This is a genomic window from Rhodococcus sp. H36-A4, assembly GCF_027158005.1.
GTDB lineage: Bacteria > Actinomycetota > Actinomycetes > Mycobacteriales > Mycobacteriaceae > Rhodococcoides.
The window spans coordinates 26940-51876 of the sequence record NZ_JAPVLQ010000011.1; the positions used below are offsets into that span (position 1 = coordinate 26940).

The following is a 24937-nucleotide window of genomic DNA, read 5'->3' on the forward strand; positions in this document are numbered from 1 at the left end:
TCCTGAAAGCCGGGCGCACCTGAGGTGGGACTCATTCCCGGCATAATGATCGAACGCGTCCCGACGAGAGGTGCCAGACCCTTCATGAACAGTGCAGACGACCAGCGACTTGCCACAGACTCGATCGAACAAGGAGACCCGACAGGCTGGTTCGACAAGCTCTACCGCGAAGCGGCCGACGGTAACGCCGTCGTTCCATGGCATCGCGAGGAACCCAATCCGCTGATCGTGGAGTGGGCGCAGAGCCGTGCCGGAGGCGGACGCACTGCCCTCGTGGTCGGATGTGGGTACGGGACGGATGCCGAATTCATCGCGTCCCTCGGTTACGAGACAACAGCATTCGATGTCTCCCCCACCGCCATCGACGCTGCGCGAACGCGTTTCCCCCAGTCGGCGGTGAACTACGAGGTGGCCGATGTTCTTGCGATGCCGACGCAGTGGCGGGGCACGTTCGACGTGGTGATCGAATCGATCACGGTTCAGTCGATGCCGCTGTGGGTGCGATCCGACGCCATCGCCGCGATAGGCTCGACCGTGTCGGCCGGCGGGACATTGCTGGTCGTGTCCGGAATCCGCGAGGAAGGTGTCGATGTCGACGGACCTCCGTGGCCGTTGACCAGGACGGAGATCGAATCCTTCTCGTTACACGGTCTTACCACTTCTGAGATCGAACAGGTGACGGCCGAGAACCGTTGGCGAGCAACCTTCGTCAACAATCAGAGCAATAAGGCGGGCAACTAAGTCGTGCGCTCGCTAATGGTTATCGGAACCCTCGTTGCGGCAGCGTCGGTGAGCGGATGCGGCAACGCCATAGACACGGACATCGTCGGTAGGACCGCACTGGCACGCGACGCCGACGGCTCCGTGCTGGTTCTGGTCGACGCATGCCGCGGCAGTGTCGATTCCATCGGAATCTACGCCGGTCGCGACGGACTGGCCGATAGCGAGGTGAATCCGACCCTCGGCGAAATTCGAGCATCGAGCCCCCAATCGGGGCGAATCGAAGTGCCGCTGACTGCACCCGCCGACCCGTGGGCTGCGGATAGTGAAGTCCGACTTTCGGAGGATCCCGATTCACTGTTTATCGTCATCGCATCTCTGAAAGACGAGAACGCCCAAGCGGCCCAGGTATCGGCAACACAGAGCGAGGTTGACTCTCTGCCGCCGGGGCAGGTCCTCACCGCGTCGTCGCGAGTGGTTTCCGAAGCCGAATTCCATGACGCGTGCTGAACTAAGTCTCCCTCCGCACTGCTCGACGGCTCTACACGAGGGACCTGTGCCCATCGATGGACGACCTGGAGACTGTTTTCGTGCAGCCTGTGGCGGACTCGAAAAGTGACTGAGAGCAAATAGTGACAAAGAGAGGCAGTCCTTCGCCAACAAAACCGCCGAACATGTCTAGAACCGCACCCGCACGAAACTCGCTCCCGAACTCCAACGCTCAGCACTGCGCAAACTGCTGATTCTCGACGCCGCGGACGACGTGAACGACCTCCGCGTCCCACCCGGCAACAGACTCGAAAAACTCAGCGGTGACCGCACCGGTCAACACAGCATCGGCATCAACCAGCAATGGCGCATCTGCTCTATCTGGACACCCGCGGGACCCATCAACGTAGAAATCGTCGACCACCACTAGAACGACAAGGAGCAACCACCAGGCCAGACACCGACACCATCATGGAGCCCATCCATCCCGGCGAGATCCTCCTCGAGGACTACCCCAAACCACTCGGCATCACCAAACACAAACTTGCCGTTGCCATCGCCGTACCCCAGAGACGAATCAACGAAATAGTCCACGGAACCAGACGCATCTCCCCCGACACCGCACTACGCCTCGCCCGCTCCTTCAGCACCACCGAACGCTTCTGGCTCAACCTCCAAAACCGGCACGACATCGAGACCCAACGCACCCAACTGACCCACACACTCGAACAGATCATTCCGCTCAAAACTGCGTGACCTTCTCCCTCCGCCTCGGTCTGCATCGGTAACCGCGGTCGGATCTAACTCCGGGACAACGAGATTCAATGTGCGAGATACGGCGAGATCACCGAACCTCGTCAAGCAGTCAGCTGACCGCCGACACCGACAGAAATCGGGACTGTATCGAGTACCGCTTCGAGAGATGAACAAGGCGTACTCCGAGCGTGCGCCTTGCAGATGTTACGACCGGACGCTCACATACTCGACACCACAACCGATCCCGGCTACATCATCCCCTGCTGACCGCGCCGCTTCACTCCTCCAGTGGCGAGAGTCTCGTATAACGCTCCTTCGCCGTGTATCCATCGCCTCACACAGCAGCGCGAGTGGCAACCGCGTCCAACAAAGCTCCAGCCGGCACTTGAACTCGATAGCAATCGACCACGGGTGAGCAATTTCGATGAGCATGTCTTTCGTAAACGCTGTCGAACTTCGGACCCATTTCTGATCGCGGCAAGCTACTGACCCTGACCTCATGAAAGCCATGACTGTTGTTGCGGAGGTCGCATCGACCTTGCCAAAACCCGACTGCAGAATCGCTTCTACCTTCCCTGGCCGAAATCCACGTGTCTACGGCGGCGAGCAGACCAATTCCGAGTCACCCAAAGCGCAAGGGGGGGTCGTCGAATACGGTTACTAGGTCGCGGAGCTGGGTGGCGCTGAGATGGTTCTGTTCGACCTTGGTTTGCATTTGGGTCCACGAGAGCCCTGGCTGAGCAATGACAACGGCGCTGCGAAGTTGCGTCGGACGGGTTGTCAGAAACCATGCGGGGTGGTGTGGAACCAAGCCGAGCAATGCTCGAAGCAGTTGCTCGCCATCACTTCCCGATGATCGGCCCAGTCTCTGAGCTCAAAATACTGCACGCCCCCGGACGTCCAGCCAGGCATCCAGCTTCGCGCGGTACAGTTCCCCCTCATGAACTATGAGCGGTGGGAGCGGTCGACGGAATGGCCGCTTGCTGGAGCAGCTTTGACGTTTCTCGCGATTTACGCGTGGACGGTGCTGACTCAACCAAGTGGACTGAGCGGCAGAATTGCCGAAAACGCCGTCCTCGCGATCTGGGTAATATTCGGTATCGACTACCTCGTTCGACTGACTCTCGCCGAACAACGAAAACGCTGGTTCGCTCTGCATCTTCACGAATTGGCCATCGTTGTCCTGCCCATATTGCGCCCGCTCCGACTCCTACGCCTGCTGACCTTGGTCAGTTTCCTGCAACGGTCAATCGGCGGCGCCCTGCGCGGACGAGTTGTCACGTACGCGATCGCAGGAACATTACTTTTGATCTTTGTCGCATCCCTGGCGATGTACGATGCCGAACGCACAACCCCGGAATCCACCATCAAAACATTCCCCGACGCACTGTGGTGGGCAGCCGCAACGGTGACCACAGTCGGCTACGGCGACTACGCCCCCACCACAGTCACCGGCCGATGCATCGCAGTGGGACTGATGATCGCCGGCATCGCCCTGCTCGGCGTGGTCACCGCCACTCTGGCATCATGGCTGGTGCAGAAGGTCGCCGAACAAGACGACCAGAACCAAGCAGCAACGCATGCCCAGATCGCCGACCTCACTCGGGAGATCGTTGCTCTGCGAGCAGCCCTCAGTGCACCTTCAACTACGAACAATGCTCACGAACGCGGTGCCCTCGAGTCCGTTGCGGCGGCCGACTCGCGATCACCGGCTTCCGGGGCGGACGGCACCCACGGCTTGAGTGGTTGCAGCACTGTGCGGTAGAACTCGTCGACACCGTCGGTGATGCTCCCGATGAACCCCGCCGCCGAACCGGACCGCTTGCTTCCCATCTTCGTCGGCGCCGTCAACGTGAACCGCGTGAGCACACTGACCCGGCCCGCCGTCAAAGACTTCGCATCCCCGCGGACCGTCGCCAGACTCTCACACGAAATCTCCGCCGCATCCGAGAACACCGCCTCCACCAAAGTCTCCGCAGGCGCATCCTTGAGTTGTTTTATCAGCCAAGACGTTCGCTTGAGCGCAGTCCCATCATCGGGTGCGTCGATCGCGGTGCTGCACTGAATCTTGTTGGTCCGCAAATCTGCCTCGACCGTCAAATCACCAGCAGCATCGGGAATGCGCAGCGTCGCCGCCAACGCTCCAGTCGACGCAAGCCGCTCGACTAGGTACTCGTTTCTGGCCTGAGGATCGCCGCTCAACTTACGCGGCAAATGATATTTCACGCTCGCACCCAACTCCGCAGTCATGCGCAGCGCCAGATGCCGCGACAACGACGCCCAAGTGTTGGCCACCGCCAACCCTTTTGCATCACTGGGCCGCAACGTCCCGGCAGCCACCGAATCACGAACCGCCACCCAATGGCGACCCATATCCACGAACTCCGTCGCCCCCGACTTCGGATGCGTCAGGTACCGCACGAACTCGTCGAGAATCCACACCTGCAATGGATCCGTCAGACCGCCATGAGAGAGCAACATTCGAGCTTCGTAAATGACCTCGGACCACGAAATGTGACGCAGTGCAACTTTCGTGAGCTTGGACTTGCTCACCTCCACCGGCAACTCCCCCGTAGACGCGGGAATATCGTTGGACAAACTGAGCACCACCTCGTATTTGTGTCGGCGCGCTACATCGAGATAATTCTCCAACTGTTCCTTCTGCAACCGGCCACTACCGGTCTTCACCTCTAGCAACGCAGTCCACACGTGCCCGGCACGCGAGACCCGAAACACTCCGTCGGGGATGACCTTGCCTTCGCCTTTCACGAACGGCACCTCCAGATAGCCTTCGAACGGCCCCGCCGGTGCCCCCGCTCGCGAGCAGATCGCGCGTGCAAAGGGCCGGACAGCCTGCATCGTCGCAATCAGCGCCGACGTTGCTCGCTTCTCCTGCTCCTCCCCCGACCCCACACCGGAAATCGAGAACAACCGAGCGCTCTGCCATGTCTCCGCGCCCGCAAGAGTGAACTGTGGCATCGCCGCCTTCTTCGCGGTCGGCTTCTTCGTGCGGACCCCGCGTTTGGGCGCATCGACAGTGTTCAACGCGACCTCGACAATTTCGCCGTCAGCTGCGACGGTGCGGGTGGTCGCCTCGACGACCTCGGCGACGACGATGTCCTCGGTAGCCTCTGCGGCTTCGCTATCGTCGACATCGACTCCGAAGTCAGCGGCCAACCCTGCCAAACCTGATTGCCAGCCCTGCCCCACAGCACGAAGCTTCCAGGAACCGTCTCGTCGATAGATTTCACCGAAGACCAACGCTCGCTCGGTATCCGTGTCCGCGGTGATGAACTCTCCGAGAACCGAACCCGACTGATCACGCACCTGCAACGCGAGCTTTCCGAACTCCCCTAACGCCAGATCACTCGAACTGCCAGCGATCACAATCTTCACGACGTCAACCGGCACCGCGGCCAGCTGAATCGAGATCCGCTCCTGTTTACCCTCATCGGTACTACTGCTACCCAAATAGCGAACCGAGGCTTCCGCGGACTCGGACTGGTTGTAAAACACAAAGTCGGCATCCGAGCGGACCTTGTCGTCCACGCCCACCAGCAACGCGGACGCATCGAGGTCGCGATCCGAATCGACCCACGAGACAACGATATCGAGGACGCTCGTCTCCTCTGGTAGCGACACATTCTGACCTTTTGCCAACATCGGTGAACTCACGAACGCACTCCAATCGCAACCGCGGACTCTCAATGAAACAGACTAGCCGGACCGTTAGCAGCGCACAGAAACCAGTGCTCAGTTCATTCAAACGAATGACCGGCCGTGTGCGGAATTCAGCGCACACCAGCCTTGTTGTTCCTGTGCAATGACCAAAGCGGACTCCTCGCTTGCCGGACGAGGACGCCCACGCGATCGAAACACACATTCCCGTAGCCGAAATCGCGGGCTTCTCCTCGCCCTCTGGTGAGCAAGTAGTTGCGGGCTGGCGTCGTGACCAAGCGGAAGTGGTATGACAACCCCACCGTCGACCGATGGGGAACTGTTTATCTATCAGTGGTTTCGGTCGTGCTGGTCGGGCCGCAGATCGTCGGCAACGTCATCGACGAGCCCTCACCGTGGAACATCACATTCGCTGTTCTATTTCTCGTGGCGTTTGCCATCATTGCCACGTCTTTCGTGCGGCAGTGTCGAAGACGCAATCGCGCCTCCTCGCCCGAGGTGACACGGGTCGAACCCAGCAGTGTTCCCACGCGCGAAGTCTGGAAAGCTAAGACCTCGTCGTCGTCACGAATATCCGCGATCAAAAAGCTGCGCGAAAGCTACCCCGGTCTTGGCCTTCGCGAAGCCGCGGATCTTGTAGACGACACAACCGACCCGCCGAACCTGTAAGGGAGTGTTCATACAGGTTTCTGGCCACTTGACCCCGGACGAGTTTTGGTATCACGTCGACGAGACGGATGAGCAAGTACGTCTCGCCGAAGCAACGACCCGACGATTGGGGATGCGTAGTTCGGTCACGAACTCCCAATAAAGGGCATTGCGTGCGCAACGGTGGTCATCAGGCCGCGGACGGAGCCAAGAATTATCAGCAGCACCCGTAAATTCCACTGGAAGCCATGACCCCGTTCACGCTGGATAGTCAAAAACATCAAACGCCCTGGAGTGTGCATTTCGTTCACGCGAACGGCCCCATCCGAGGTCGGGCAGCGTGTCTCAGGAGGTCACGGTCGCGCTATGCCAAGAGGCATCAACCCCAGCAGTTCATGGTTGTGCGGCAACAGTGCGATATTGCCGATGGCTTGGGGCAGTCCCGTCCGCCACATACGCCTGATATACCGTCAGTCGATCATTCTCATCGGGTTGGCGGATTTCTGATCACGGTGCGTCTCTTGCCCTGTTAACTGCACCTTTGGATGGATAGTCTGCAGATCGCGGCTGCTCCAGCCCGACACGACCACAGATCCGGACGTCATGACATCACAGACCGAACCGACACCTGACGACGTGGTGCATGCCGCGCAAGCTCTACACGCGCTCACTGCGATACCCGATATATCGATGCAGTGGTCGAACACTGCGGATCCAACGCAGTGGACTGCACTCCACACCATCGAGCACATCAGCGATGCGTTGCTCTTCTACAGCGGTCAGGTCGCGAGACGAGCGCAGGTCCGATTACCGGTCCTGCGTGACGGACGTGAAGCTCGCGCATCCGAACACCTAGACAACGTGCTCTCGGCTGCACACATACTCGCGGCACTGCTCCGCGACCTTGGAGATCAACGTGCGTTCCACCCCAGCGGAACAGCCGACGCTGCGGGTTGGGCATGCATGGCTGTTACAGAAATACTGGTTCACGGCACCGATGCGGCGCGCGCAGTGGGGATGCTCCTGGATTTTCCCGAAAATGGCTGTGCGAGAACAGTGTCACGTGTGTTTCCGTGGATCGATACGACTTTGGGCAGCCCGCCCGAGTTACTTCTGGCTGTCACTGGCAGAACGGTAGTCGCCGGCGTTCACTCGGATCCAGATTGGTGGTGGCAGTCGGCCCCACTCACAGAATGGAATGGACTTCCAGCGCGGCGCGACGTCAAGCCGGGTTGGAGCTGAGCGCGGTAGCTCGACCACAATCTCAATGTCGATTTGCGCCGAAGATTAGCCAGATGTGACGCCAGTTTAGCGAGGTTAGTGGCGGAGGATCCGCGTCTTACGCTAATCCGTTCAGCTCCGCTGTTCGGGATTTGACCGGACCACCCACACGGGAACGCCCGGTTCAGGGTCGGACGTCGTGCATCGGGGATGATTGACGACGTCCGACATACAGATCAGTGCGATAGGGGATAACGATGCGGCCGAGTGGGCGAACCAGTTCAGCAACGTCGTTCAGTGCTGTTCGCCGTGCTGCTTCTGGGAGATTGGCAACCCAACTCCACGATGCCACCTGGGCGAGGAAAGCATCGTGCCCGAGTGACTGTTCGTGCGTCGCGTTGGTGTGCTGGAGGGTCTCGAACAAGCGAGTGCTCTCGAGTGTCTTCTGCCAAGTGACGCCGGCCGGGTAGTCGCCTGCCGACTCCTTGTGGTGCGAAAGTATGCGCCGGAGGTCCTGCAGCCAGGACGTGGTGTCCACCGTCCATATGGGTGTGTTCCACAGAAGCCCGAGACCTCCCGAGGGTTTGAGGACTCGGGCGATTTCGCTGGTAGCCGTTGCTGTTTCGAACCAGTGGAATGCTTCGCCGACAACGACTACATCGACGTCTGAGTCCGGCAGTGGAATGGACTCAGCGGTCCCGTCGAGCACCGTGATGCCAGGCATAGTTGTCTTGATTCGTTCGCGCATCCCATGCACGGGCTCGACCGCGACGACGCTGCCGACGCGGCTGTGGAACAACCGAGAGAGCTGTCCGGTTCCGGCGGCGAGGTCGAGGACTCGACTGCTGATACTGAGTTCTAGGTCAGTGAAAATTCGGTCGATCGACGCATCGGCGTACGACGGTCGTCCAGTCTCGTAGTCCTCTGCGACCGCGCGGAACCCGGAAGCCGCGCGAGAATCGACGCCCATACGGGGACGATAGCGCAGAGAAGACCGACGATGTCGACTGTTGCGATGGGAAATCCGGTTCACCAGCAGGCAATCCGTTTACGGGCGAAGCACCTACTTTGGTTGGTCTCCCCGGCTCACCCAACTTCTGCCAAAGTGCGATGGCGTGTCCCGTCGATCTTCGCTGCATCTCGACAGAAAGACCGCAATCGCGCCGACCCGCTCCATACCGCTGACATTGAGCGGCATTGCGCCCAGTGAAAGGAACTGACGTTCGGTCTTTCAGTTAGGGTCGGGTCACGCGGGTAGGTTCGGCCGGGTTTGGGTCGGTCGTCAACGACCTGCCTCCGGCCTTTCGTATCGGCAGCTCCACCGAGCTGTGGGGCGGCCAGGCCCCGCCTGGGCCCTGTCGAGGTCAGTCGGTCCGAGTTGACCGTCGTAGTGCGCTGAAGGCTTATTCACCCCGCCTTATCAGGGCCTCGCTCCGCGTCGTCCGCTCTACGTCCCATAGTCAGAACCGGAATCGGAATCGGGCCGCCCGAAAAGTTTGTGTCATGGAAGGTGGTCGCGACTGCCCGATATCCATGCAGGATCCGGCACGTCAGAATCGACGAAGTCGATAAGTTCCTGCAACAGTGCGTCCGCCTGGGTTTCGACGTGGTTTAGTGATTTCGGAGGTCAGCAACGGCGCGCGCGGGTTGCGTGGCCGCTCCCCCGCCGATACGTAATCCCTTCGGATACCGGCGAGGGTGGCGCGGACCATCTCGTGGCCGCACGGGTTGTCATGGCCGGTAGCGCGGTGGCGGTCCGCGATCGCCGCGATGCATCGGAACCGGCTGCCATGCCATCTCGATGGCACCACCTCGTGCTCGCAGAAACGCGTCGCAAGATACAAGATCCAGGGACGAACTCCCCCGAGGCGTCGTTCTCGATAGATATAGGTGCAAAATTGCAGTCCGAGAACTACACCCGCCGTCGTCGGCAGATCATCTGGAGTCGAGCCACCGAGCATTGTCCCCGAAAAGATCCTCTGAGCGACGCAGTCTCAATACGAGGCACAGACTGAAGGTTTCTCACATATGCAGTGACGCCTCCGAATTGAAAAGCACGCAGAATCGGGTTCCACGTCGGTGCCCCGGGAACGCTGTTGCGTTGGCACCGTCCGACAACGAGAAGTTCAACAACCATCTTGTGTAGTCGCCGACCGCTGGCGGCGGAACCGTGGAGTCTTCGATATCGAGTGCGTCCACTGCGACGGTGACGACGCTGAACTTCGAGTCAACGGCGTGGGCTCAGTGAAGTCATGTTGCATATTTCGCGCCCTCGGACGAGACGAAGCCGTTGGGCGCGGAGTTACCTGTGAGCGACCACGTTAGCTCGCACAAGCGTTTAGGTCGACGAGAGACCTGGCGAGACCGATAGCTGCCCTCACGAACGTTATTACCGTATTGTCCTGTTCGTGACTCGATCCTGGACTGTCCGAACCACCGTTGTCGGCGCTGCGCTCGCGGCAGCTCTCCTCGGCGTGTCCGGGGTGGCGTCAGCGCACCACCAGGAGTTCACGCCCTTCCCGTACAATATTTCCCTGGGACGAGAGTTGTCCCTTCCGTGCGCCGGTGAGGTGGGCGGTGACGTCTACACCCCGCACGACAGGCCGGGCATCGCTGTTGTCACGCTGACGTGGCGGACATTCTTCAACGCTGACTGCCCGCTAACGGTGTACGTGAACATGAACAACTTCGATGCACCATGGGTCGACCCGTACAGCGGCGCCAAGCCGACCGGCGGCACCTGGATGGTCCACCTGAACTCTGCCCCCAGATCGGGAACAGTTCCCGCGCATGGCAGCGAGTGGACCAAACAGATCGCGATCGACATCGGTTCAGGCAATGCAGGATTGACCGTAACCACGGACTCCCCGCTCAACACCACACTGTTCGATCCGGCGGGCAACACCGTGCGCTTCACCGTCGCCTGACGGCTCGCTAGAAGATCGGCGTCTCGCCGTTGGCGACGGCTTCGATCCAGTCCACCGTCCTATCAGTCAGTTCGAACTCGCCCTCTTCCGACCCGCTCCCATCCCACGTCGAGCCGTCCGCCACGGTTGTGACCGACAAGATGTCGGCGCGCACACTCGGCTCGACCGGTTCGCCGGCATGATCGAGCAGCCATTCCCGTGAATCCGCGGTCACCTTCGGCCACCATGTCTCGATGTTCATAGCTCAAGTCTGGGCTCGCGTTCGGTCGAGCACATCAGGGAAAACCCTGACTCCTGCGAATCAAGGTCAGAAGTCCGCGCTGCGGGCCACTCGGCGCGTTCGGATCGCACTTTGTCGAAGCTTGGGACAAATGCGAATTCGGTGGCGGCCGCCGATCCATAGGCTGTCACCGTAGGCGTTGATATTACCGCGGTCGAGAGCTGCAATCGCGTTGTAGGAGAGGCATGCGCCGGCCAAATGGAAGAGTACGACGTCGCGGCCTCCGAACAATGCCGCCGTCGACCCGCCGGTCGGCAATGCGGCCGCGATCGCGTGACACTGCGCGGCACGTCGGATCGTTTTATCTGTGCGCGGAGTCCAATGCCAGCCGGAGCGAGGTCACCCGGGCGGGTAGCGGCGAGGTGTCGGCGGTGGCGCACCAGTCGACAACAGCGCCCACTGGTAGCAGTAGTCGCCCAACGCGCCTCCCTGCCTCGACGTCACCTGTGCGACGGTACCGGCCTGAGCCGACAGATCCGGGTCGACGGCGCGGACGTTCCGCCACAAATCCCCCTGGCCCGCACAGGCGACGCCGAAGTCCCTCCTGGCGAAACTGGTGGCCAGGCGACAGTCACCGATGCTGATCAACGCGAAGAGTCACAGGGACAATGCGGTCCTGTGACTCTCCTCGACGCTGCGAGTAGGAACTACTCGGCGAGCTTGGCGATGGACTGCGCCCAGAGGAAGTATTTGTTGCCTCCGAGATCGCCGATGGTCTTGATATTGAACGCGGCCTTGAGGTGTTCGGCGTCGCCGAGGCTCACGCCCTGCAGTGTTTCAACGGGTGCGTCGACGATTTCGGTAAGGGGCTTGTCTTCGTTTGCGTTGCCCGAGCTTGTCAGCGATTGCAGCCATGGGTATACCTCCTAGATCTCGTGTGCAGGCGCTCGGTTTCGGGCGCCGCCATCCGACGGTACGTAATCGACCCCGAGAGCGGGGTGTGTTCATGTGCTCGTCACGATCGCCGGATTCACTGAGGCGGTGCTCTCCCCCGCTGGCTACAACTCCGCATTCCTACCCGCCATCGAACTTGATCCACCATCACGGCCAAATCTGGTTGTGTTGCCGTACACGCACTTCACGGTCCGCGATCGACCCGGAGCGCTGCCTGGCGTCGAGCACAGCGGTGAACATCGGCGGATCCCAGCTGCGCGATGTCGAACGCGGCGACGACTGGCGACTCGATCCGCGGCTGCCGGCCACGCAGCAGGCCGGCCCGCAGCTTTATGCCAGTAGCGATCTCTACCTCGGTCATCTGGTGCGGCGCCGCGACCCAGTCTGGGGCACCGCCGCGGTCGCCGAGCTGGCCAACGACGACACCTTCCACTACACGGTGTGCGGGCCGCAAACCGTGACCTTGAACCAGATGCATCTTCGCCGCCGACGATCCGGTGTACCGGGGCGTCGCAATTTTACGACGGTTCTTCAAAATAGCCGCCTGGGAACAGGAGTCACAGTTGGCGGCGACGGATACATCCTTGACCAGACACCCTCGTTAGGGCCGATCTTCACCCGACCTGCCCGAGCCGACTCCGCTACTCCCCCACTCGGGCCGTACCGGACCTTCCAGGTGCCCATCGAAGACATCGCCGCCATGACCGAACTATCGATGAAACAACTCGTCGCGGCGGATCGGTACATCCTTCAACCGGCCGCACGACTCGAACAGCAACGGTGGAGCGAACTTGCCGCGTACGCCGACATCGTTTCTCTGGCAGAGAGCTTCGGTGTCAGCCGTGACCCCGGCGGGTGAGTCGGCTGCGTTACCGACTTCAGATGGGCGTCGGGTCATGGAGCGCGGCGATCGGCAGCACCGTGGGAGTACACCACGACCCCGTTCTCTTTCACCCACGTCTCGTCAACGCCGCCGAAGTGCTCGACGAGCAACTCGACTGTCGGAATTTCCGCAGCGAGTGCATGATCGAACGCTGTCCGGGCGTTGCGGGCGCATACCGTTACCTCGGTGTCGCCGGTGTAGAGGGCGTCGATGACGAAACCAGGGGTGAAGCGGCCACCGAAAGGATCGCCGCCGTTGATCGCATCGAGGCGGCCGCGCCACCACCGCCTTAACGCTCGCGCACGGGTGATCTCCGCGGGGGCCTCGACGTCGAGGATCGTGAATTTCTCGTAATCCGCAGATGCGAGGTCGTTCAGCAGACGAGGAGCGAGACCGGGCCAACTGAACGTCCCCTCCAGAACAATGTTTTCCCTACGCGCCATACAGATCTCGGTGATCGCGTCGAGAAGGATCGTCGACTCCGAGTGCACCAGGGTCGCGAGTTCCCGCGGCATCACCGGCTGCCCGTCGGGCAACACCTGATCGAAGAGGTCGTCGTAGACGCCGCAGGCGACCGCGTCGCGGAGCAGGTAGTCCTTGACGACGTCGGCGTCGAGGATCCGCCACCCCTGTCCGGCTAGATGGCGGCGGTCGATACTCGACGACTTTCCGGCCCCAGGAGGTCCCGCGGTCGCCAACGCAAGGAACTGACGTCCGACGGCTACATCGGTGTGTTCGGCGAGGAAGGCTTCGACGATGCCGTCGCGGGTTCGGCGCCGCGACACCGGGTCGAAGGAGTGATTCGAGGCTCGGGCACCGTTCTTGTCGAGTACCCCACCGGGTCTGCACCAGGCTTCGAGTTCGAAGGCAACGGCAACGGCAAGGTCAGAGTGCATTCGCCTGCGCACGCCGGTCGGCCGTGGCCGCGAGAAGCACTCGATAATCCTCGTCGACCAGGAGATCCCCAGCGCGTTCGATTTGATCCCACGTCCCCCGCACGTAGCTCTCCCCTGCCAGATCGCCGTCAGCGATGTGCCCGAATGTGTACGGCCACGAGGTCAGTTCGGCCACCATCGCGTCGTGGTCGAGGAGCTTGGCGGCATGCTCGAGCAACACCTCGCGCGGACTACGCTCACGTGCCGCCGGGTTGAGCCGCAACTTCTTGACTATGCGGCTCACCTCGGGCTGCGTGACCGCAAGGCTCTTCGCAATGACCCGTTGAGCGATGCCATTGTCGGTAGCGTGCGCAACCGCGCGCAGGAGCTTGAGTTGCAGGAGTTCTCGTTCTGCAGGTATCGCCCGAAGGTCACGTTCCATGTCGTGAGCAAGTGACATCAGACCTCCTCAAATGCAGTTATACCAAATTGTATCACCGCGCCGTTCGATTGCAGCGCTCTCCAGTCTCGTACGAGACACATACTGGGTTGACCTACGGCGAACGAAGCGCGCCCTGCTCACCCCAGGCCGCAATCCGAACACCTGCACGACAACACGCTGGCCGTGCGCCGGTCGATCATTCGAACGGTACACACTCAACCGTGACCGAATCATTCAATTGAACGATTTCGCCACCGGTAGACAGCAGTTACACGATCTCAGCAACAGCAGCGCCGCGTACCAGGGTGCTGCACATTGGCTGTTCTGAGATGATTGCCCGATGCATCGGATCCGGCTGATCTCCGCGCTCGTTGCGCTGACAATGCTCACGGCAGGATGCGCCGACGACCCTCCGCCCGAGCCGACACCGGTAGTCGTGGCCTTCGACGACGGATGGGGCCAGCTGTTTGTCATGAACATCGACGGCTCCGGCCTGCGCCAGGTCACCCCGACCGTGGGCGAAGACAGCCGGGACCCGAACTACGGGTACGGCGCCGCCCTCTCCCCCGATGGCGAGCAACTCGCGTACGCCCGAGGCCGGTTCATCGAGATCATCGACCTCGAGTCGGGTGAATCGACGTCGGTGTACGAGGGTGGCTACCAACCGGCTTTCTCACCCGACGGATCCAAGATCGCGTTTACCGCAAACGGCAGCATCAACATCATGAACGTCGACGGATCCGACGCACATGTCATCGCGCAAGAAGAGTCGGCCTTCGGAGCGACATTCTCCCCGGATAGCTCACGGGTGGTCTACGTCACCGGCGGATATCTGAACGAAGTACCTGTCAACGGCGGAGAATCGACAGTGCTTCTGCGCGACCAGTTCTGGAACTCCGACCCGGCCTTTTCGCCCGATGGGTCGACGCTCGTCTTCTCCAGTAACCGAGGCGGCAACAACGGCTCCGAGATCTACACAATGCCGTCCGGCGGCGGGGAGATCACACCTCTCACCGATACCTACGCCGTACATCCGAAGTTCACGCCCGACGGCTCGCGCATACTGTACGACCGGGCGGTTACACAGATGGGTGAACTGGTGACCGACATCGCCACCGGCTCCCAGCCTGAGATTGCATCGATGAACCCCGACGGATCCGACCAGAAACGGCTGACTCCACGCTCCCTGAGCGGTCAGATGCCGACCGTGGGTGGCGGACGTTGACCCGCGAGCTACTCTGCACTTTTGGGTTCGCTCGCCTTCGCGACGCGTCCAATCCGCAAGATCGATTACGCCGAGTGGTCTGAGAACCGGGCCAGTCTATGCGCCGAGTTTTTTTGCTACTGGCTATGTCGACCGCCGCGGGCGACAATCGCCCGCGAGAATAGTCCGGCCAAGACGTGATCGATATAGGCCTAGGGTCCGCGGTAGCGGTGACTGGAACGTGCTCGGTGAAGATAGCTAGCACGCAGTGACGACGGCGAGAATGCTGTTCGTGCAGCTGTCGGACTTGGTTGCCTCAGGAACAGACCTCGAACTTGCGCTCGATCGCGACCCGGGCCTCGCTTGACCACCGAATCCGCAGCCGCCGTCGCCGAGAACGCGCCTCAACAGCCGATGATCAGGTCTTTACGTCAGTACGTCACCGTCAGGGCATCCTGACCCCGGCTGCGTCCCCCGCGCCGGCATCGGAGCACTGAGCGCTGAGCACTGAGCACTGAGGAACTGCGATCACTTTTGATCTGCAGGGTTTGCAACAGCCCGCCTGGAATACTCGAGCGCACCACTAGCGGCGACGCATCATGTGTGTCAGGCTGTTCCCATGACTACCGGAAAGGCTGACACAGCCTCCATCGCGTGAGCGCCGTGCAGATCCCCTCGACTTCTTCATCGCACGGGACACTCATCGAAGACCCCCATTCAGAACTCATCCGCAGTGTCGTATCCATGCGCGACACCTATCTCGGTCACGGAATGCGCGCCGGACCATCGGATCGACACTCTGCCGAATCTGCTGTGGCTCAGCTGTATCGACATGCCGACCTCCCCGTTCCTCGCTTCGTATGGGAACCGTCTCCGGCAGCTGCAGCGGCCCGCATCGCCGGGGACGACCTGGCTTCCGCTGTAACCTTTGCCGTCGAAGTCCCCACCTGTGCATCGGCTCGCATCGCAACATTGCTCTCCATTTCACGCTCCCGAATGGACGCATGCATCCGGCTGCCGGTGAGCGAACGGCCACCACCCCGATGGCCGATGACGATCCGGTCTCGGGCGCTCAGAGCAGCCCAAGGTCGCACAACGGCTGCAGTACGAAATCAGCCACCCGAAATGTCGGTCCGCGCGGGCATCGGACTGAACCCGATCATACGATCGACGGTGTGGGACTCGTTGCACACCAGCCTGTTCGACGGCGTCGCACCCGCCATCAGGACACTGATGCCGCCCCTCGTCGGCGAAATCCCGTGGTACGGCCAGCAGGAAGCACACCGTATGGCGTACTACGACATCTACCGCCGCCTCGGCCTGGCAACCTTCCAACCACAGGACAACGAACTGCTCGACGCACTTGTTGCCCTGACCGAATCGACGGGATGGTGGTGGGCGTTCGACGACGTCTGCGTCATGTCCGAACGACCGACCGTGCTGCACTCCGAACCCATTCCCGATCGAGTACACGGCGAAAGACGGCTGCACCACCACGACGAACCGGCGATCCAATTCGCTGACGGCAGTGCGACATACGTCCTGAACGGCACAATTGTGCCGGATTGGGTGGTGCTCGACCCGAGCGTCGAACGCATCACCGTCGAACGCAACGTCGAGATCCGCCGCTCCGCAATCGAACGCATCGGGTGGGACAACTACATCGACGCTGCAGGACTCACCCTGGTCGACAACGCCGACGATCCAGGCAACGACGGCTGCACTCTGCAGCTGTTCGCCGCCCCTGCCGGCTGGGGCGGCGAAGGTCGAGTGCTTCTCGCTGTCAATGGGTCTCGCGAACGCGACGGCCAGCGCAGACGCTACGGCCTGCACGTTCCAGGCGAATTCTTCTCGGCCCTCGACACCGCAGGCTGGACCTACGGCCTCAGCGGAGAAAACTACGCCCAATTGCTCCGCCGAACCTGAACCTACTCTTACACAAGGTGACTGAGATGAATCAGAACATGACCCTGTCCACATTGACAACGATGACCGGCCTCGACGTCTTCGACTATCTCGACAAGGAAATTTCGGTGCCGATCATCGACGGTATGCAAGCGCAAGGCGACCTCATCGTCGTTCCGTATGCGCTGCTCGAAGGCGTCGTCTCCACCGGGGTGTGGACGCGAATCGACGACGTGCCCCTGTCCGGAATCGAGTTGCTGCGCAGCGTAGCGGGCGGAAATCCGCACAGCCTCGTAGCCGATGGCGGCCGATGCACGTGGTCGACACCGGTGAGCGATGCGCGGCGTCTGGCGCTCGGAATTCTCGACAACACGGTGACCGCCTACCTGATCCACCCCGAACACGGAGCCACCGGAATTGCCCCGGGCCGTTACGTCATCGGCAGGCAACGTGAGCGTGGTCGAGGTGGGTACTTCGAGTCGACGCAGTTGGTCGCCGACTGAGTGCGGCTCCGCCGCAGAGGTGTGTCAGTTCGGCTCCGCCGCATGGCGTGTCCCCGGTGAACGACGCCATCTTGTTCTAGAGTCCTGTTGCCCGTGACCTGGGCGGATAGGAAGATGAGAATTATGGCTGGACGGAAGCGGAACTCCGCTGAGGACATCGTGCGCAAGCTGCGCAGAGCCGACGAGCTCACCGCGGCGGGAAAAACGCAGGAGGAGATCGCCGCCGAACTCGAAGTCTCGGCGGCGACGTTGTACAACTGGCGCCGCCAGTACGGCGGCATGGACACCGACGCCGCGAAGGAACTCAAGGACCTTCGTGAGCAGAACGGCCGGCTCAAACGTCTGCTTGCGGATGCGGAGCTCGAGAAGGACGCGTTGAGAGAGGTGGCCAAGGACGCTCCTATAGATGTCAAGCAGTCAGCGCACCGTAATCTGCGCGCAGTGCGCTGAACACCTCACGCGCGAGGTAGCGTTTTTGGCATCGGAGGATCTCGGGCATCGATTTCCCCTCTGCTGTGCGGCGATTGGCGTAGGCGCGTGCCTCGTCGCTGTATTTGAGGCGGACGACGACGGCGGTGTGTAGGGCTTGGTTGGCGCGTCGGTCGCCGCCGCGATGTAGCCGGTGCCGTGTGGTCTTGCCCGACGACGCGGGGATCGGCGCTACTCCGCACAGGTGAGCGAACGACGATTCCGACCGTAGCCGGTCGGGGTTGTCGCCGACGGTGACGAGTAGCGCGGCTGCGGTGTCGGGTCCTAGTCCCAGGATTTCCGAAGTTCGTGGTGCGCTCTGCTTGACGAGTGCTGTGAGGTATTTCTTGAGTTCGTTTGCTTCTCTGCGTAATTCGCGGCACCGCCCGGCGAGCGAGCGGAGTGCGACGATGGTGGCGTTTGTCGGGTCGGTGAGAGCGCCGAGGTCGGGTTCGAGTGCGATGCACGCATCGAGCAGTGCGGTGGTGGTGCGTCCGCGCAGGTGGGTGCGCAGTGTTTCGGGTGCGGTGACGATCATCGATCGGACGGCGTTCATCGATGCGGTGGCGGCTTTGACTGCGCTCGATCTTGCGACGCGCAGTGCTCGGATTGCTTCGATGGGTCCGTCGCCGTGTTTGGGTTCGGAGAGTTGGTTGCGGGCGAGGACGGCGCGGGCTGCTGCTTCTGCGTCGATCGGGTCGCTGTTGCCGACGTTGCGGCGGAGTTTGCGGTTCGGGCGCGGAACTTCCACGACCGCGACGGCGCGGGAGCGGAGATGCCGGGTGAGGCCGGCGCCGTAGGAGGCAGTGCCTTCGATGCCGACGGCGATGGGCGCTCCGTGGCCGAGGATCCATGTGTGTAGCTCGCGGTATCCATCTGTGGTGGTGTCGAATTGGCGACTTTCGATGAGGATTCCGGTGTCGGTGATGACGGCGGCGTGATGGGTGTCGGCGTGGGCGTCGACGCCGCAGTAGATGCGTGGTGGTGTGCGTTTCGGTGTCACGTGGTCCGGCCTTTCCTCGGGCGGTTGGCGCGAGGTTCGGACGGGCCAGTGACGGGCCGAGGTGGGGCGGCAGGCTCCTATGAGGTCACGGACTTCGCGTGCTCCACAGTGTTGTGGTGGCCTGCGGGCGAGGCGGTCGACGGGTCCTTCGAAAGGCACCGGGTGGGCCAGGAAAATTCGGAGTCAGGCCACCTCGTCAGCGGGTTGATCCTATTATTACTGGAAATTTCTAGACCCAGCTGCTAAGCGCCGCGCCGTGGACATGCTCGTGAAGACGTTGCAGCTGTCGAAACGGTTGGCCTGCAAAGCAGTTGGGCTTCCCCGATCCACCTACGCCCGAACTCCGATCGCGCAGACACCCGCGGACCCTGACGCCGACCTGAGGGCGGCGCTCTGCACCTACGCAGGGAAGAACCCGATGCACGGGTTCCGCCGCGCCTGGGCGCATCTGAGGCACGATGCGGGTATCACGGTGAACAAGAAGAAAGTGCACCGGTTGTGGAAAGAGGAGGGTCTGCAGGTTCGGATCTACCATCCCCGCAAGCGTGCAGGCATCAGCTCGACCCCACAGATCGAGGCCGATGCTCCGAAAGTCGTATGGGCACTTGATTTTCAGTTCGACTCCACCGTCGACGGCAAGGCGATCAAGATCGCGTCGATGATCGACGAGCACTCCCGGCTGTCGGTGCTGAACATCGTGGAGCGGTCGATCACGGCTCGGCGGTTGACCGAGGAGTTGGAGAAGGCGTTCGCGTTGTGGGGTGGGCCGCCGCTGGTGTTGCGGATGGACAACGGACCTGAGTTCATATCGCATGTGCTGCAGCAGTTCTGCGGTGACCGCATCGGAATCTCGTACATCCCGCCGGGCACACCGTGGAACAACGGGCACATCGAATCTGGGGGCACCTCCCTGGACGAAGTCCTTGGGGGATCAATAACCGACTACGGAAGGGAATGCCTGAACCGCAACCATTGGATGAGTCTGCTCGAGGCTCGGGTGGTGATCGAGGATTTCAAGGACGACCACAACCACCGGCACCGCCACTCGTCGCTGAACTACCGAACGCCGGCCGAGTACGCTGCGAAATGCACCCACATCCACCAACCGGTGGACGGCTGCGAGATCGACTGACATCAATCAGAAGCGGCTCTAGATCGAAGTGGTCCGACTATCGGGGACCTGCCACAAGCTGGACCCAGGGACGCGCCGGACTCCGGGCTCGTTCGGATCGATGCCTTCTATGAACTCCATATCCGCCTCCACCATCGGCCCGATCACCGTGCAGCCTCAAACCAAGTTATCGCAGGCGAGCTCCACCCGCCTTGGAAGTACGGGACAGTTGAACTGCTGCTGGCTGTGCGAGCAGCTTAGCCATACGACCAGTCTTGATATGCAGGCATACCAGCAAACGTTTGCATATGTGTGCAGCAGCATATTCGTTCTGCACTGCCAGCCGTTGCTACTGCGAATGTTGATCAGTCTCGGTACACCGATTTGTATCGGTACCAAGGGCCATCGAGGTGGGAAATGGAGGAATCGACATTGCCCTGGCCGGCAGGTTCATGATCAGGTGAGTACACCCACCCGCTCGTAAAGCTGAAGAAGATGGTCGAATTGTCGACGAAATAGACTTCTCCCGACGGGCCGCCTCGCGCGCGACTGATATCGAAAGGACCGATCTCGAACTCCTCGCGGGACGTGCCGGGGTTTTCCCTGATGTCGACGGCGATGGCCTCGAACTCGCTCCGCTTGTCGAGGAATGTAGTAGCTGGCCCGCACACCACGAATGCGAAGGCGGCAGAGACGAGGAAGGGCGCAGGGAGTATCCACCAGGACCAACGTCGGTCGCGGCCGAGCACGTAGAGGGTTCGGATCGCCCACACCAGGCCAGTGACGGCCAAAACCACAAGTACCGCTAGATGGGCCAGAAGTGGGTCGGCCCAGATGTGTGCGCCGAACGGCGAAGGCCACCAATTTCGTTTGACGCAGACCCACACCGCAACGGCGGCCGTCACGAAGGTCAGGTGTATTGGGCCGGGTGGCTTCGACCGTGTCTGCTCGCCCGTCAGCTGCTGATACACCCATCTGTCGAGCGATGTCATTCTCGCCATGGAGCTAGCGTATCGGTGGCAACACTACGGTGACCTCCACTGCAGCAGAACTGATGCTCGGCACTGGCGTCGGCACCCGATGTAAATCGCGATTGGGATGTCGGGGGCACTGTCAGGTTAATTGAAACCTAGCAGCGAAGCCTGTTTGGTTTCAATTAACGTGACAGTGCCGTACATCCACGTCCAAGACAAGCGCATCGGCCGCGAGAAATCACCAGAGACGAGGTCTCGGAGCTCGAAGTGACCGGATGTCCACATGGATCCAGGAACGTAGTTACGAAGGAGTTGTGACAACTCGTGAAACTGAGCCCTTTTTCGGCCAAAAAAAGCGGCCCCGGATTTCTCCGGAACCGCCTTTAAACTGCATAATCTGTCGGGCTGACAGGAATTGAACCTGCGACCCCTTGACCCCCAGTCAAGTGCGCTACCAAGCTGCGCCACAGCCCGCCGCGCCCCGTAAGGCGCTTGATGAGAGTACCTCAGCCCCGCCTCTGAGCGGAAATCGCCTGCTCAGGGGCGGGGCCCGGGGGAATCAACGCTTGTGACCCTTGCCTGGCCGTTCGCGCTTTTCGCGGATACGGACCGAGACGCGGACGGGGCTGCCGTCGAAGTTGAACTCTTCACGGAGTCGACGTTCGATGAAGCGTCGGTATCCGGCCTCGAGGAAGCCGGTGGTGAAGAGCACGAACGTCGGTGGACGCGTCGTCGCCTGGGTTGCGAACATGATGCGCGGCATACGGCCCCCACGCATCGGCGGCGGGGTCGCTGCCACAACTTCCTTGAGCCAGTTGTTGAGGCGTCCGGTCGGCACACGCTTGTCCCAGGACTCCAGTGCAGTCTCGAGCGCGGGAACGAGCTTCTGGACTGCGCGGCCCGTCTGAGCCGAAATGTTGACGCGCTGCGCCCACGGCACGCGAGCGAGATCGCGATCGATCTCCTTCTCGAGCATCTGGCGTCGGTCGTCGTCGACGAGGTCCCACTTGTTGAATGCCAACACGAGTGCACGACCAGCGTCGGCGACCATGCTCAGCACTCGGAGGTCTTGCTCGGAGATCACCTCGGAGGCGTCGATGAGCAAAATTGCAACCTCAGCGGCCTCGATGGCCGATTTGGTACGCAGCGATGCGTAGAACTCGGCACCGCTGGCGTGACTGACACGCTTACGCAGACCTGCAGTGTCGACGAATCGCCAAGTCTTGCCGCCCAATTCGACCAACGAGTCGACCGGGTCGACGGTAGTTCCGGCCACCTCGTGGACTACGGAACGCTCGTCACCGGACAGTTTGTTGATGAGTGAGGACTTGCCTACGTTCGGCTTACCGACGAGCGCGACGCGACGCGGTCCCCCACCGGGGATTCCCTCGCGAGGAGTTTCCGGCAACGCGTCGAGAACGCGATCGAGCATGTCTCCGGTGCCGCGGCCGTGAGTAGCCGAAACAGCAAGTGGCTCACCGAGACCCAATGACCAGAGTGCAGCAACTTCGGACTCGGTGCGGCCGTCGTCGACCTTGTTGGCTATCAACAGGACCGGCGTCTTCGAGCGCCGAAGCACCCGGGCGACAGCCTCGTCGGTGGTGGTGGATCCGACACGCGCATCGACGACCAGGAGGATCGCGTCCGCGGTGCTCATCGCCAGTTCTGCTTGGCGGGCAACGGATTGCTGCAGGCCCTTGGCGTCGGGTTCCCAACCGCCGGTATCCTGCACCAGGAAACGCCGTCCAGCCCAGTTCGCCTCGTAGGAGACACGGTCACGCGTCACCCCCGGCACGTCCTCGACCACTGCTTCACGACGGCCGATGATGCGGTTGACGAGAGTGGACTTGCCCACGTTGGGACGTCCGACCACCGCGAGGGTAGGAACGGCGACTTGTACTTCGCCGTCCTCGCCTTCGCTGAGGTCGACCATCTCCCATTCGCCCTCGTCGCTCCAGACGCCGTCGCCGGCTGTTTCGGAGCCGTAGAATTCTTCGGTCACTGCATTGCTCCAGTTCTCTCGCTGACGACCTGGAGCAATGCGGCGACAACGCCGTCCATGTCCAGTTCGCTCGTATCCACGATCACGGAGTCTTCGGCGGGCCGCAAAGGAGATACGGCGCGGGTGGAATCAGCATGATCACGGCGTTGGACGTCGGCGAGGACTGCTTGGTAGTCGTCGCCCCGTCCTTCGGTGGTGTTCTGTTTGTTTCGACGATCGGCGCGAGCCTCGGGCGAGGCTGTCAGAAAAACCTTGACGTGCGCGTCGGTCAGCACGACTGTCCCGATGTCCCTGCCCTCCACGACGATTCGCGGTTGGGCCGAAGAGATTTCACGTTGCATCCGTACGAGAATGTCCCGTACACGTGGAACTGCGGACACAGCCGAGACCGCTTGGGTTACAGCAGCTCCGCGAATCTCGGAGGTGACATCTTCGCCGGCCAACGTCACTGCTTCGACGGCCGGATCGGTTCCGATGTCCAACGGCAGGGTCTCGACGACGTCGGCGACCTTGTCTGCATCGGACGGATCGATACCGGCCCGCAACACCCACACCGTCGCCACGCGGTACATCGCACCGGTGTCGAGGTAGCGAGCGTCGAGCGCAGTGGCCAACTTTCGTGAGACCGTCGACTTCCCGGTTCCCGACGGCCCGTCCATTGCAATGACGAGACTGTCCATCACAGCCCGACCGACTCGTAGAGTTTGCCGATCTCTCCACGGCCGAGGACCCGGAGCGTTCCCGGGCGCTGATCGCCGAGGGCGATGTTGCCGACGTCGGTGCGTACGAGACGGCCGACGGGGTAGCCGACCTTCTCGAACATGCGCCGCACGATGTGCTTGCGACCCTCGTGCAGGGTGACACGTACGAGCGACTTGCCTTCGTTGACGTCGAGGAGCGAGTAGCCGTCGACCTTGACGGGGCCGTCGTCGAGAACGACACCCGAACGCAACTGCTTGCCGACGTCGCGCGGGATAGTTCCATACAGCGTGGCGAGGTACGTCTTCGATACCTCGTACGACGGGTGCATCAGGCGGTGAGCAAGATCACCGTCGTTGGTGAAGAGAAGAAGGCCCTCGGTGTCGGCATCGAGGCGCCCGACATGGAACAGTCGCTGCCCCGCCTGAACGCGTTCGGAGACGATATCGCCGACGCACGGACGTCCCAGATCATCGGACATCGTGCACTGCCATCCACGCGGCTTGTTCATCGCGAGGTGGACGAGTTCTTCCTTGACGACGACTCGGGTGCCGTCGACGCGGACGACAGCGACGTCCGGATCGATGCGGATTCCTTGCTCGGTGACGATGCGTCCGTCGACCTCGACACGGCCGTCGGCGATCAGTTCCTCGGCTGCGCGGCGCGAAGCAACCCCGGCCTGAGCTAGAACCTTCTGCAGACGAACGCCTTCACCGCGGGGCACGTGGCGCCGTTTGGTGTCGGGTTCGATGTACTGATGCTTCGCGGGCTTCGCGTTGCTGATCGTGGTCGTCGGAGTCTGCTTCTTCTGCGGCTTCGGCGGCTTGGGGCGCGAGGGCTTCTTACGAGGCACCGCATCGTTACTGCGATCGTTGATGCCTGTCTCGACAGGCGTGTCCTCGAACGCGGGATCAACGAAAGGCTTGTTCACATACGGTTTGCGCTGTTCAGCAGGCTTACGGGGCCCGGTGGGTCGCCCTGAACCGCGAGGCGAATCCTCTCGACGCCCGCCTGAAGCGCCGCGCGGACCCTCGTCTCGGCGTCCTGAAGCTCCACGAGGAGAATCCTCCCGACGTCCTGAAGCTCCGCGAGGAGAATCCTCTCGGCGTCCCGCACCGCGGGGCGCGTCGCCGGTTCGGCGACCATCCCGAGGGCTTTCCGACCTACCTGCGGCCGGCTTCCGACGGGGATCTTGTCTTTTACTTCTGTCCGGTGTGCCATCACGGCGAGCGGGCTTGTTCACTTCTTGTTACCT

At 61.6% G+C, this 24937-nt stretch carries 25 protein-coding genes, 1 tRNA gene and 1 pseudogene; 14 read left to right on the top strand and 13 right to left on the bottom strand.

What is annotated here, in order from left to right:
* The first annotated feature begins 84 nt into the window (after positions 1-84).
* From O1W68_RS20510 to O1W68_RS20530, 5 genes are all read left to right on the top strand, one after another.
* Positions 85-741: a class I SAM-dependent methyltransferase gene (locus O1W68_RS20510; RefSeq protein WP_269306723.1), complete on the top strand. Its 657-nt coding sequence runs from the start codon at positions 85-87 to the stop codon at positions 739-741.
* 3 nt (positions 742-744) lie between these two features.
* A complete protein-coding gene (locus O1W68_RS20515) occupies positions 745-1230 on the top strand; it encodes a hypothetical protein (protein ID WP_269306725.1) in 486 nt (161 codons plus the stop codon).
* 217 nt (positions 1231-1447) lie between these two features.
* A complete protein-coding gene (locus tag O1W68_RS20520; RefSeq protein ID WP_269306786.1) occupies positions 1448-1639 on the top strand; it encodes a type II toxin-antitoxin system RelE/ParE family toxin in 192 nt (63 codons plus the stop codon).
* 41 nt (positions 1640-1680) lie between these two features.
* Positions 1681-1965 (top strand): HigA family addiction module antitoxin, encoded by a 285-nt coding sequence (locus O1W68_RS20525; RefSeq protein ID WP_269306727.1) that lies wholly within the window; start codon positions 1681-1683, stop codon positions 1963-1965.
* A 940-nt stretch (positions 1966-2905) separates the two neighbouring features.
* Positions 2906-3730, top strand: coding sequence for a potassium channel family protein (locus O1W68_RS20530; protein WP_269306729.1), 825 nt, complete (start codon positions 2906-2908; stop codon positions 3728-3730).
* Here the strand turns inward: O1W68_RS20530 and O1W68_RS20535 are convergent.
* Positions 3625-5640: a TerD family protein gene (locus tag O1W68_RS20535; protein WP_269306731.1), complete on the bottom strand. Its 2016-nt coding sequence runs from the start codon at positions 5638-5640 to the stop codon at positions 3625-3627. The genes O1W68_RS20530 and O1W68_RS20535 overlap by 106 nt on opposite strands.
* A gap of 273 nt (positions 5641-5913) precedes the next feature.
* Between O1W68_RS20535 and O1W68_RS20540 the strand changes: the two genes are divergently transcribed.
* Positions 5914-6312 carry a hypothetical protein gene (locus tag O1W68_RS20540; RefSeq protein WP_269306733.1) on the top strand — a complete coding sequence of 133 codons (399 nt, stop codon included), beginning with the start codon at positions 5914-5916 and terminating at the stop codon, positions 6310-6312.
* A gap of 582 nt (positions 6313-6894) precedes the next feature.
* Complete coding sequence (locus tag O1W68_RS20545; protein ID WP_269306734.1) at positions 6895-7533, top strand: hypothetical protein; 639 nt, start codon at positions 6895-6897, stop codon at positions 7531-7533.
* A 163-nt stretch (positions 7534-7696) separates the two neighbouring features.
* Here O1W68_RS20545 and O1W68_RS20550 read toward each other — a convergent pair whose 3' ends face one another.
* Both O1W68_RS20550 and O1W68_RS20555 read right to left on the bottom strand, forming a co-directional pair.
* Positions 7697-8482, bottom strand: coding sequence for a class I SAM-dependent methyltransferase (locus O1W68_RS20550; RefSeq protein ID WP_269306735.1), 786 nt, complete (start codon positions 8480-8482; stop codon positions 7697-7699).
* 643 nt (positions 8483-9125) lie between these two features.
* Positions 9126-9284: pseudogene (locus tag O1W68_RS20555) on the bottom strand (integrase); the annotation flags it as partial.
* A gap of 636 nt (positions 9285-9920) precedes the next feature.
* Here O1W68_RS20555 and O1W68_RS20560 point away from each other — a divergent pair.
* Positions 9921-10439, top strand: a complete 519-nt coding sequence (locus tag O1W68_RS20560; RefSeq protein ID WP_269306737.1) for a hypothetical protein — start codon at positions 9921-9923, stop codon at positions 10437-10439.
* A gap of 7 nt (positions 10440-10446) precedes the next feature.
* Here O1W68_RS20560 and O1W68_RS20565 read toward each other — a convergent pair whose 3' ends face one another.
* Positions 10447-10680, bottom strand: a complete 234-nt coding sequence (locus tag O1W68_RS20565; protein ID WP_269306739.1) for a hypothetical protein — start codon at positions 10678-10680, stop codon at positions 10447-10449.
* 378 nt (positions 10681-11058) lie between these two features.
* Positions 11059-11307: a hypothetical protein gene (locus O1W68_RS20570; RefSeq protein ID WP_269306740.1), complete on the bottom strand. Its 249-nt coding sequence runs from the start codon at positions 11305-11307 to the stop codon at positions 11059-11061.
* Between the two features lie 538 nt (positions 11308-11845).
* On the opposite strand from O1W68_RS20570, the gene O1W68_RS20580 reads away from it, so the two are divergent.
* Positions 11846-12472, top strand: a complete 627-nt coding sequence (locus O1W68_RS20580; RefSeq protein ID WP_269306742.1) for a DNA/RNA non-specific endonuclease — start codon at positions 11846-11848, stop codon at positions 12470-12472.
* Between the two features lie 35 nt (positions 12473-12507).
* Here O1W68_RS20580 and O1W68_RS20585 read toward each other — a convergent pair whose 3' ends face one another.
* Entirely contained in the window at positions 12508-13392 is an 885-nt protein-coding gene (locus O1W68_RS20585) for a zeta toxin family protein (RefSeq protein ID WP_269306744.1), read from the bottom strand.
* Positions 13382-13831: a hypothetical protein gene (locus tag O1W68_RS20590; protein ID WP_269306746.1), complete on the bottom strand. Its 450-nt coding sequence runs from the start codon at positions 13829-13831 to the stop codon at positions 13382-13384. The genes O1W68_RS20585 and O1W68_RS20590 overlap by 11 nt, the downstream gene beginning before the upstream one ends.
* A gap of 322 nt (positions 13832-14153) precedes the next feature.
* On the opposite strand from O1W68_RS20590, the gene O1W68_RS20595 reads away from it, so the two are divergent.
* From O1W68_RS20595 to O1W68_RS20610, 4 genes are all read left to right on the top strand, one after another.
* Positions 14154-15038 (top strand): TolB family protein, encoded by an 885-nt coding sequence (locus O1W68_RS20595; RefSeq protein ID WP_269306748.1) that lies wholly within the window; start codon positions 14154-14156, stop codon positions 15036-15038.
* Positions 15039-15761: 723 nt separating this feature from the next.
* Complete coding sequence (locus O1W68_RS20600) at positions 15762-16943, top strand: DUF6745 domain-containing protein (RefSeq protein WP_269306750.1); 1182 nt, start codon at positions 15762-15764, stop codon at positions 16941-16943.
* Between the two features lie 26 nt (positions 16944-16969).
* Positions 16970-17425: a hypothetical protein gene (locus O1W68_RS20605; protein ID WP_269306788.1), complete on the top strand. Its 456-nt coding sequence runs from the start codon at positions 16970-16972 to the stop codon at positions 17423-17425.
* A gap of 123 nt (positions 17426-17548) precedes the next feature.
* The gene (locus O1W68_RS20610; protein ID WP_269306752.1) at positions 17549-17875 is read left to right on the top strand and encodes a transposase; all 327 of its coding nucleotides are present in this window, start codon (positions 17549-17551) and stop codon (positions 17873-17875) included.
* On the opposite strand, the gene O1W68_RS20615 is transcribed toward O1W68_RS20610, so the two are convergent.
* Positions 17835-18896 carry an IS110 family transposase gene (locus O1W68_RS20615; RefSeq protein WP_269306754.1) on the bottom strand — a complete coding sequence of 354 codons (1062 nt, stop codon included), beginning with the start codon at positions 18894-18896 and terminating at the stop codon, positions 17835-17837. The genes O1W68_RS20610 and O1W68_RS20615 overlap by 41 nt on opposite strands.
* 268 nt (positions 18897-19164) lie before the next feature.
* On the opposite strand from O1W68_RS20615, the gene O1W68_RS20620 reads away from it, so the two are divergent.
* Entirely contained in the window at positions 19165-20028 is an 864-nt protein-coding gene (locus tag O1W68_RS20620; protein ID WP_269306757.1) for an IS3 family transposase, read from the top strand.
* A 344-nt stretch (positions 20029-20372) separates the two neighbouring features.
* On the opposite strand, the gene O1W68_RS20625 is transcribed toward O1W68_RS20620, so the two are convergent.
* From O1W68_RS20625 to O1W68_RS20645, 5 genes are all read right to left on the bottom strand, one after another.
* Positions 20373-21008 carry a DUF1109 domain-containing protein gene (locus tag O1W68_RS20625; protein WP_269306759.1) on the bottom strand — a complete coding sequence of 212 codons (636 nt, stop codon included), beginning with the start codon at positions 21006-21008 and terminating at the stop codon, positions 20373-20375.
* Positions 21009-21381: 373 nt separating this feature from the next.
* Positions 21382-21455: transfer RNA gene (locus O1W68_RS20630), tRNA-Pro, on the bottom strand.
* Positions 21456-21540: 85 nt separating this feature from the next.
* Positions 21541-22983, bottom strand: a complete 1443-nt coding sequence (gene der, locus O1W68_RS20635; RefSeq protein ID WP_269306760.1) for a ribosome biogenesis GTPase Der — start codon at positions 22981-22983, stop codon at positions 21541-21543.
* Complete coding sequence (cmk, locus tag O1W68_RS20640; RefSeq protein WP_269306789.1) at positions 22980-23663, bottom strand: (d)CMP kinase; 684 nt, start codon at positions 23661-23663, stop codon at positions 22980-22982. The genes der and cmk overlap by 4 nt, the downstream gene beginning before the upstream one ends.
* On the bottom strand, positions 23663-24925 hold the full coding sequence (locus tag O1W68_RS20645) for a pseudouridine synthase (RefSeq protein WP_269306762.1): 1263 nt from the start codon (positions 24923-24925) through the stop codon (positions 23663-23665). Before O1W68_RS20645 ends, cmk begins: the two co-directional genes overlap by 1 nt.
* Positions 24926-24937: the final 12 nt, after the last annotated feature.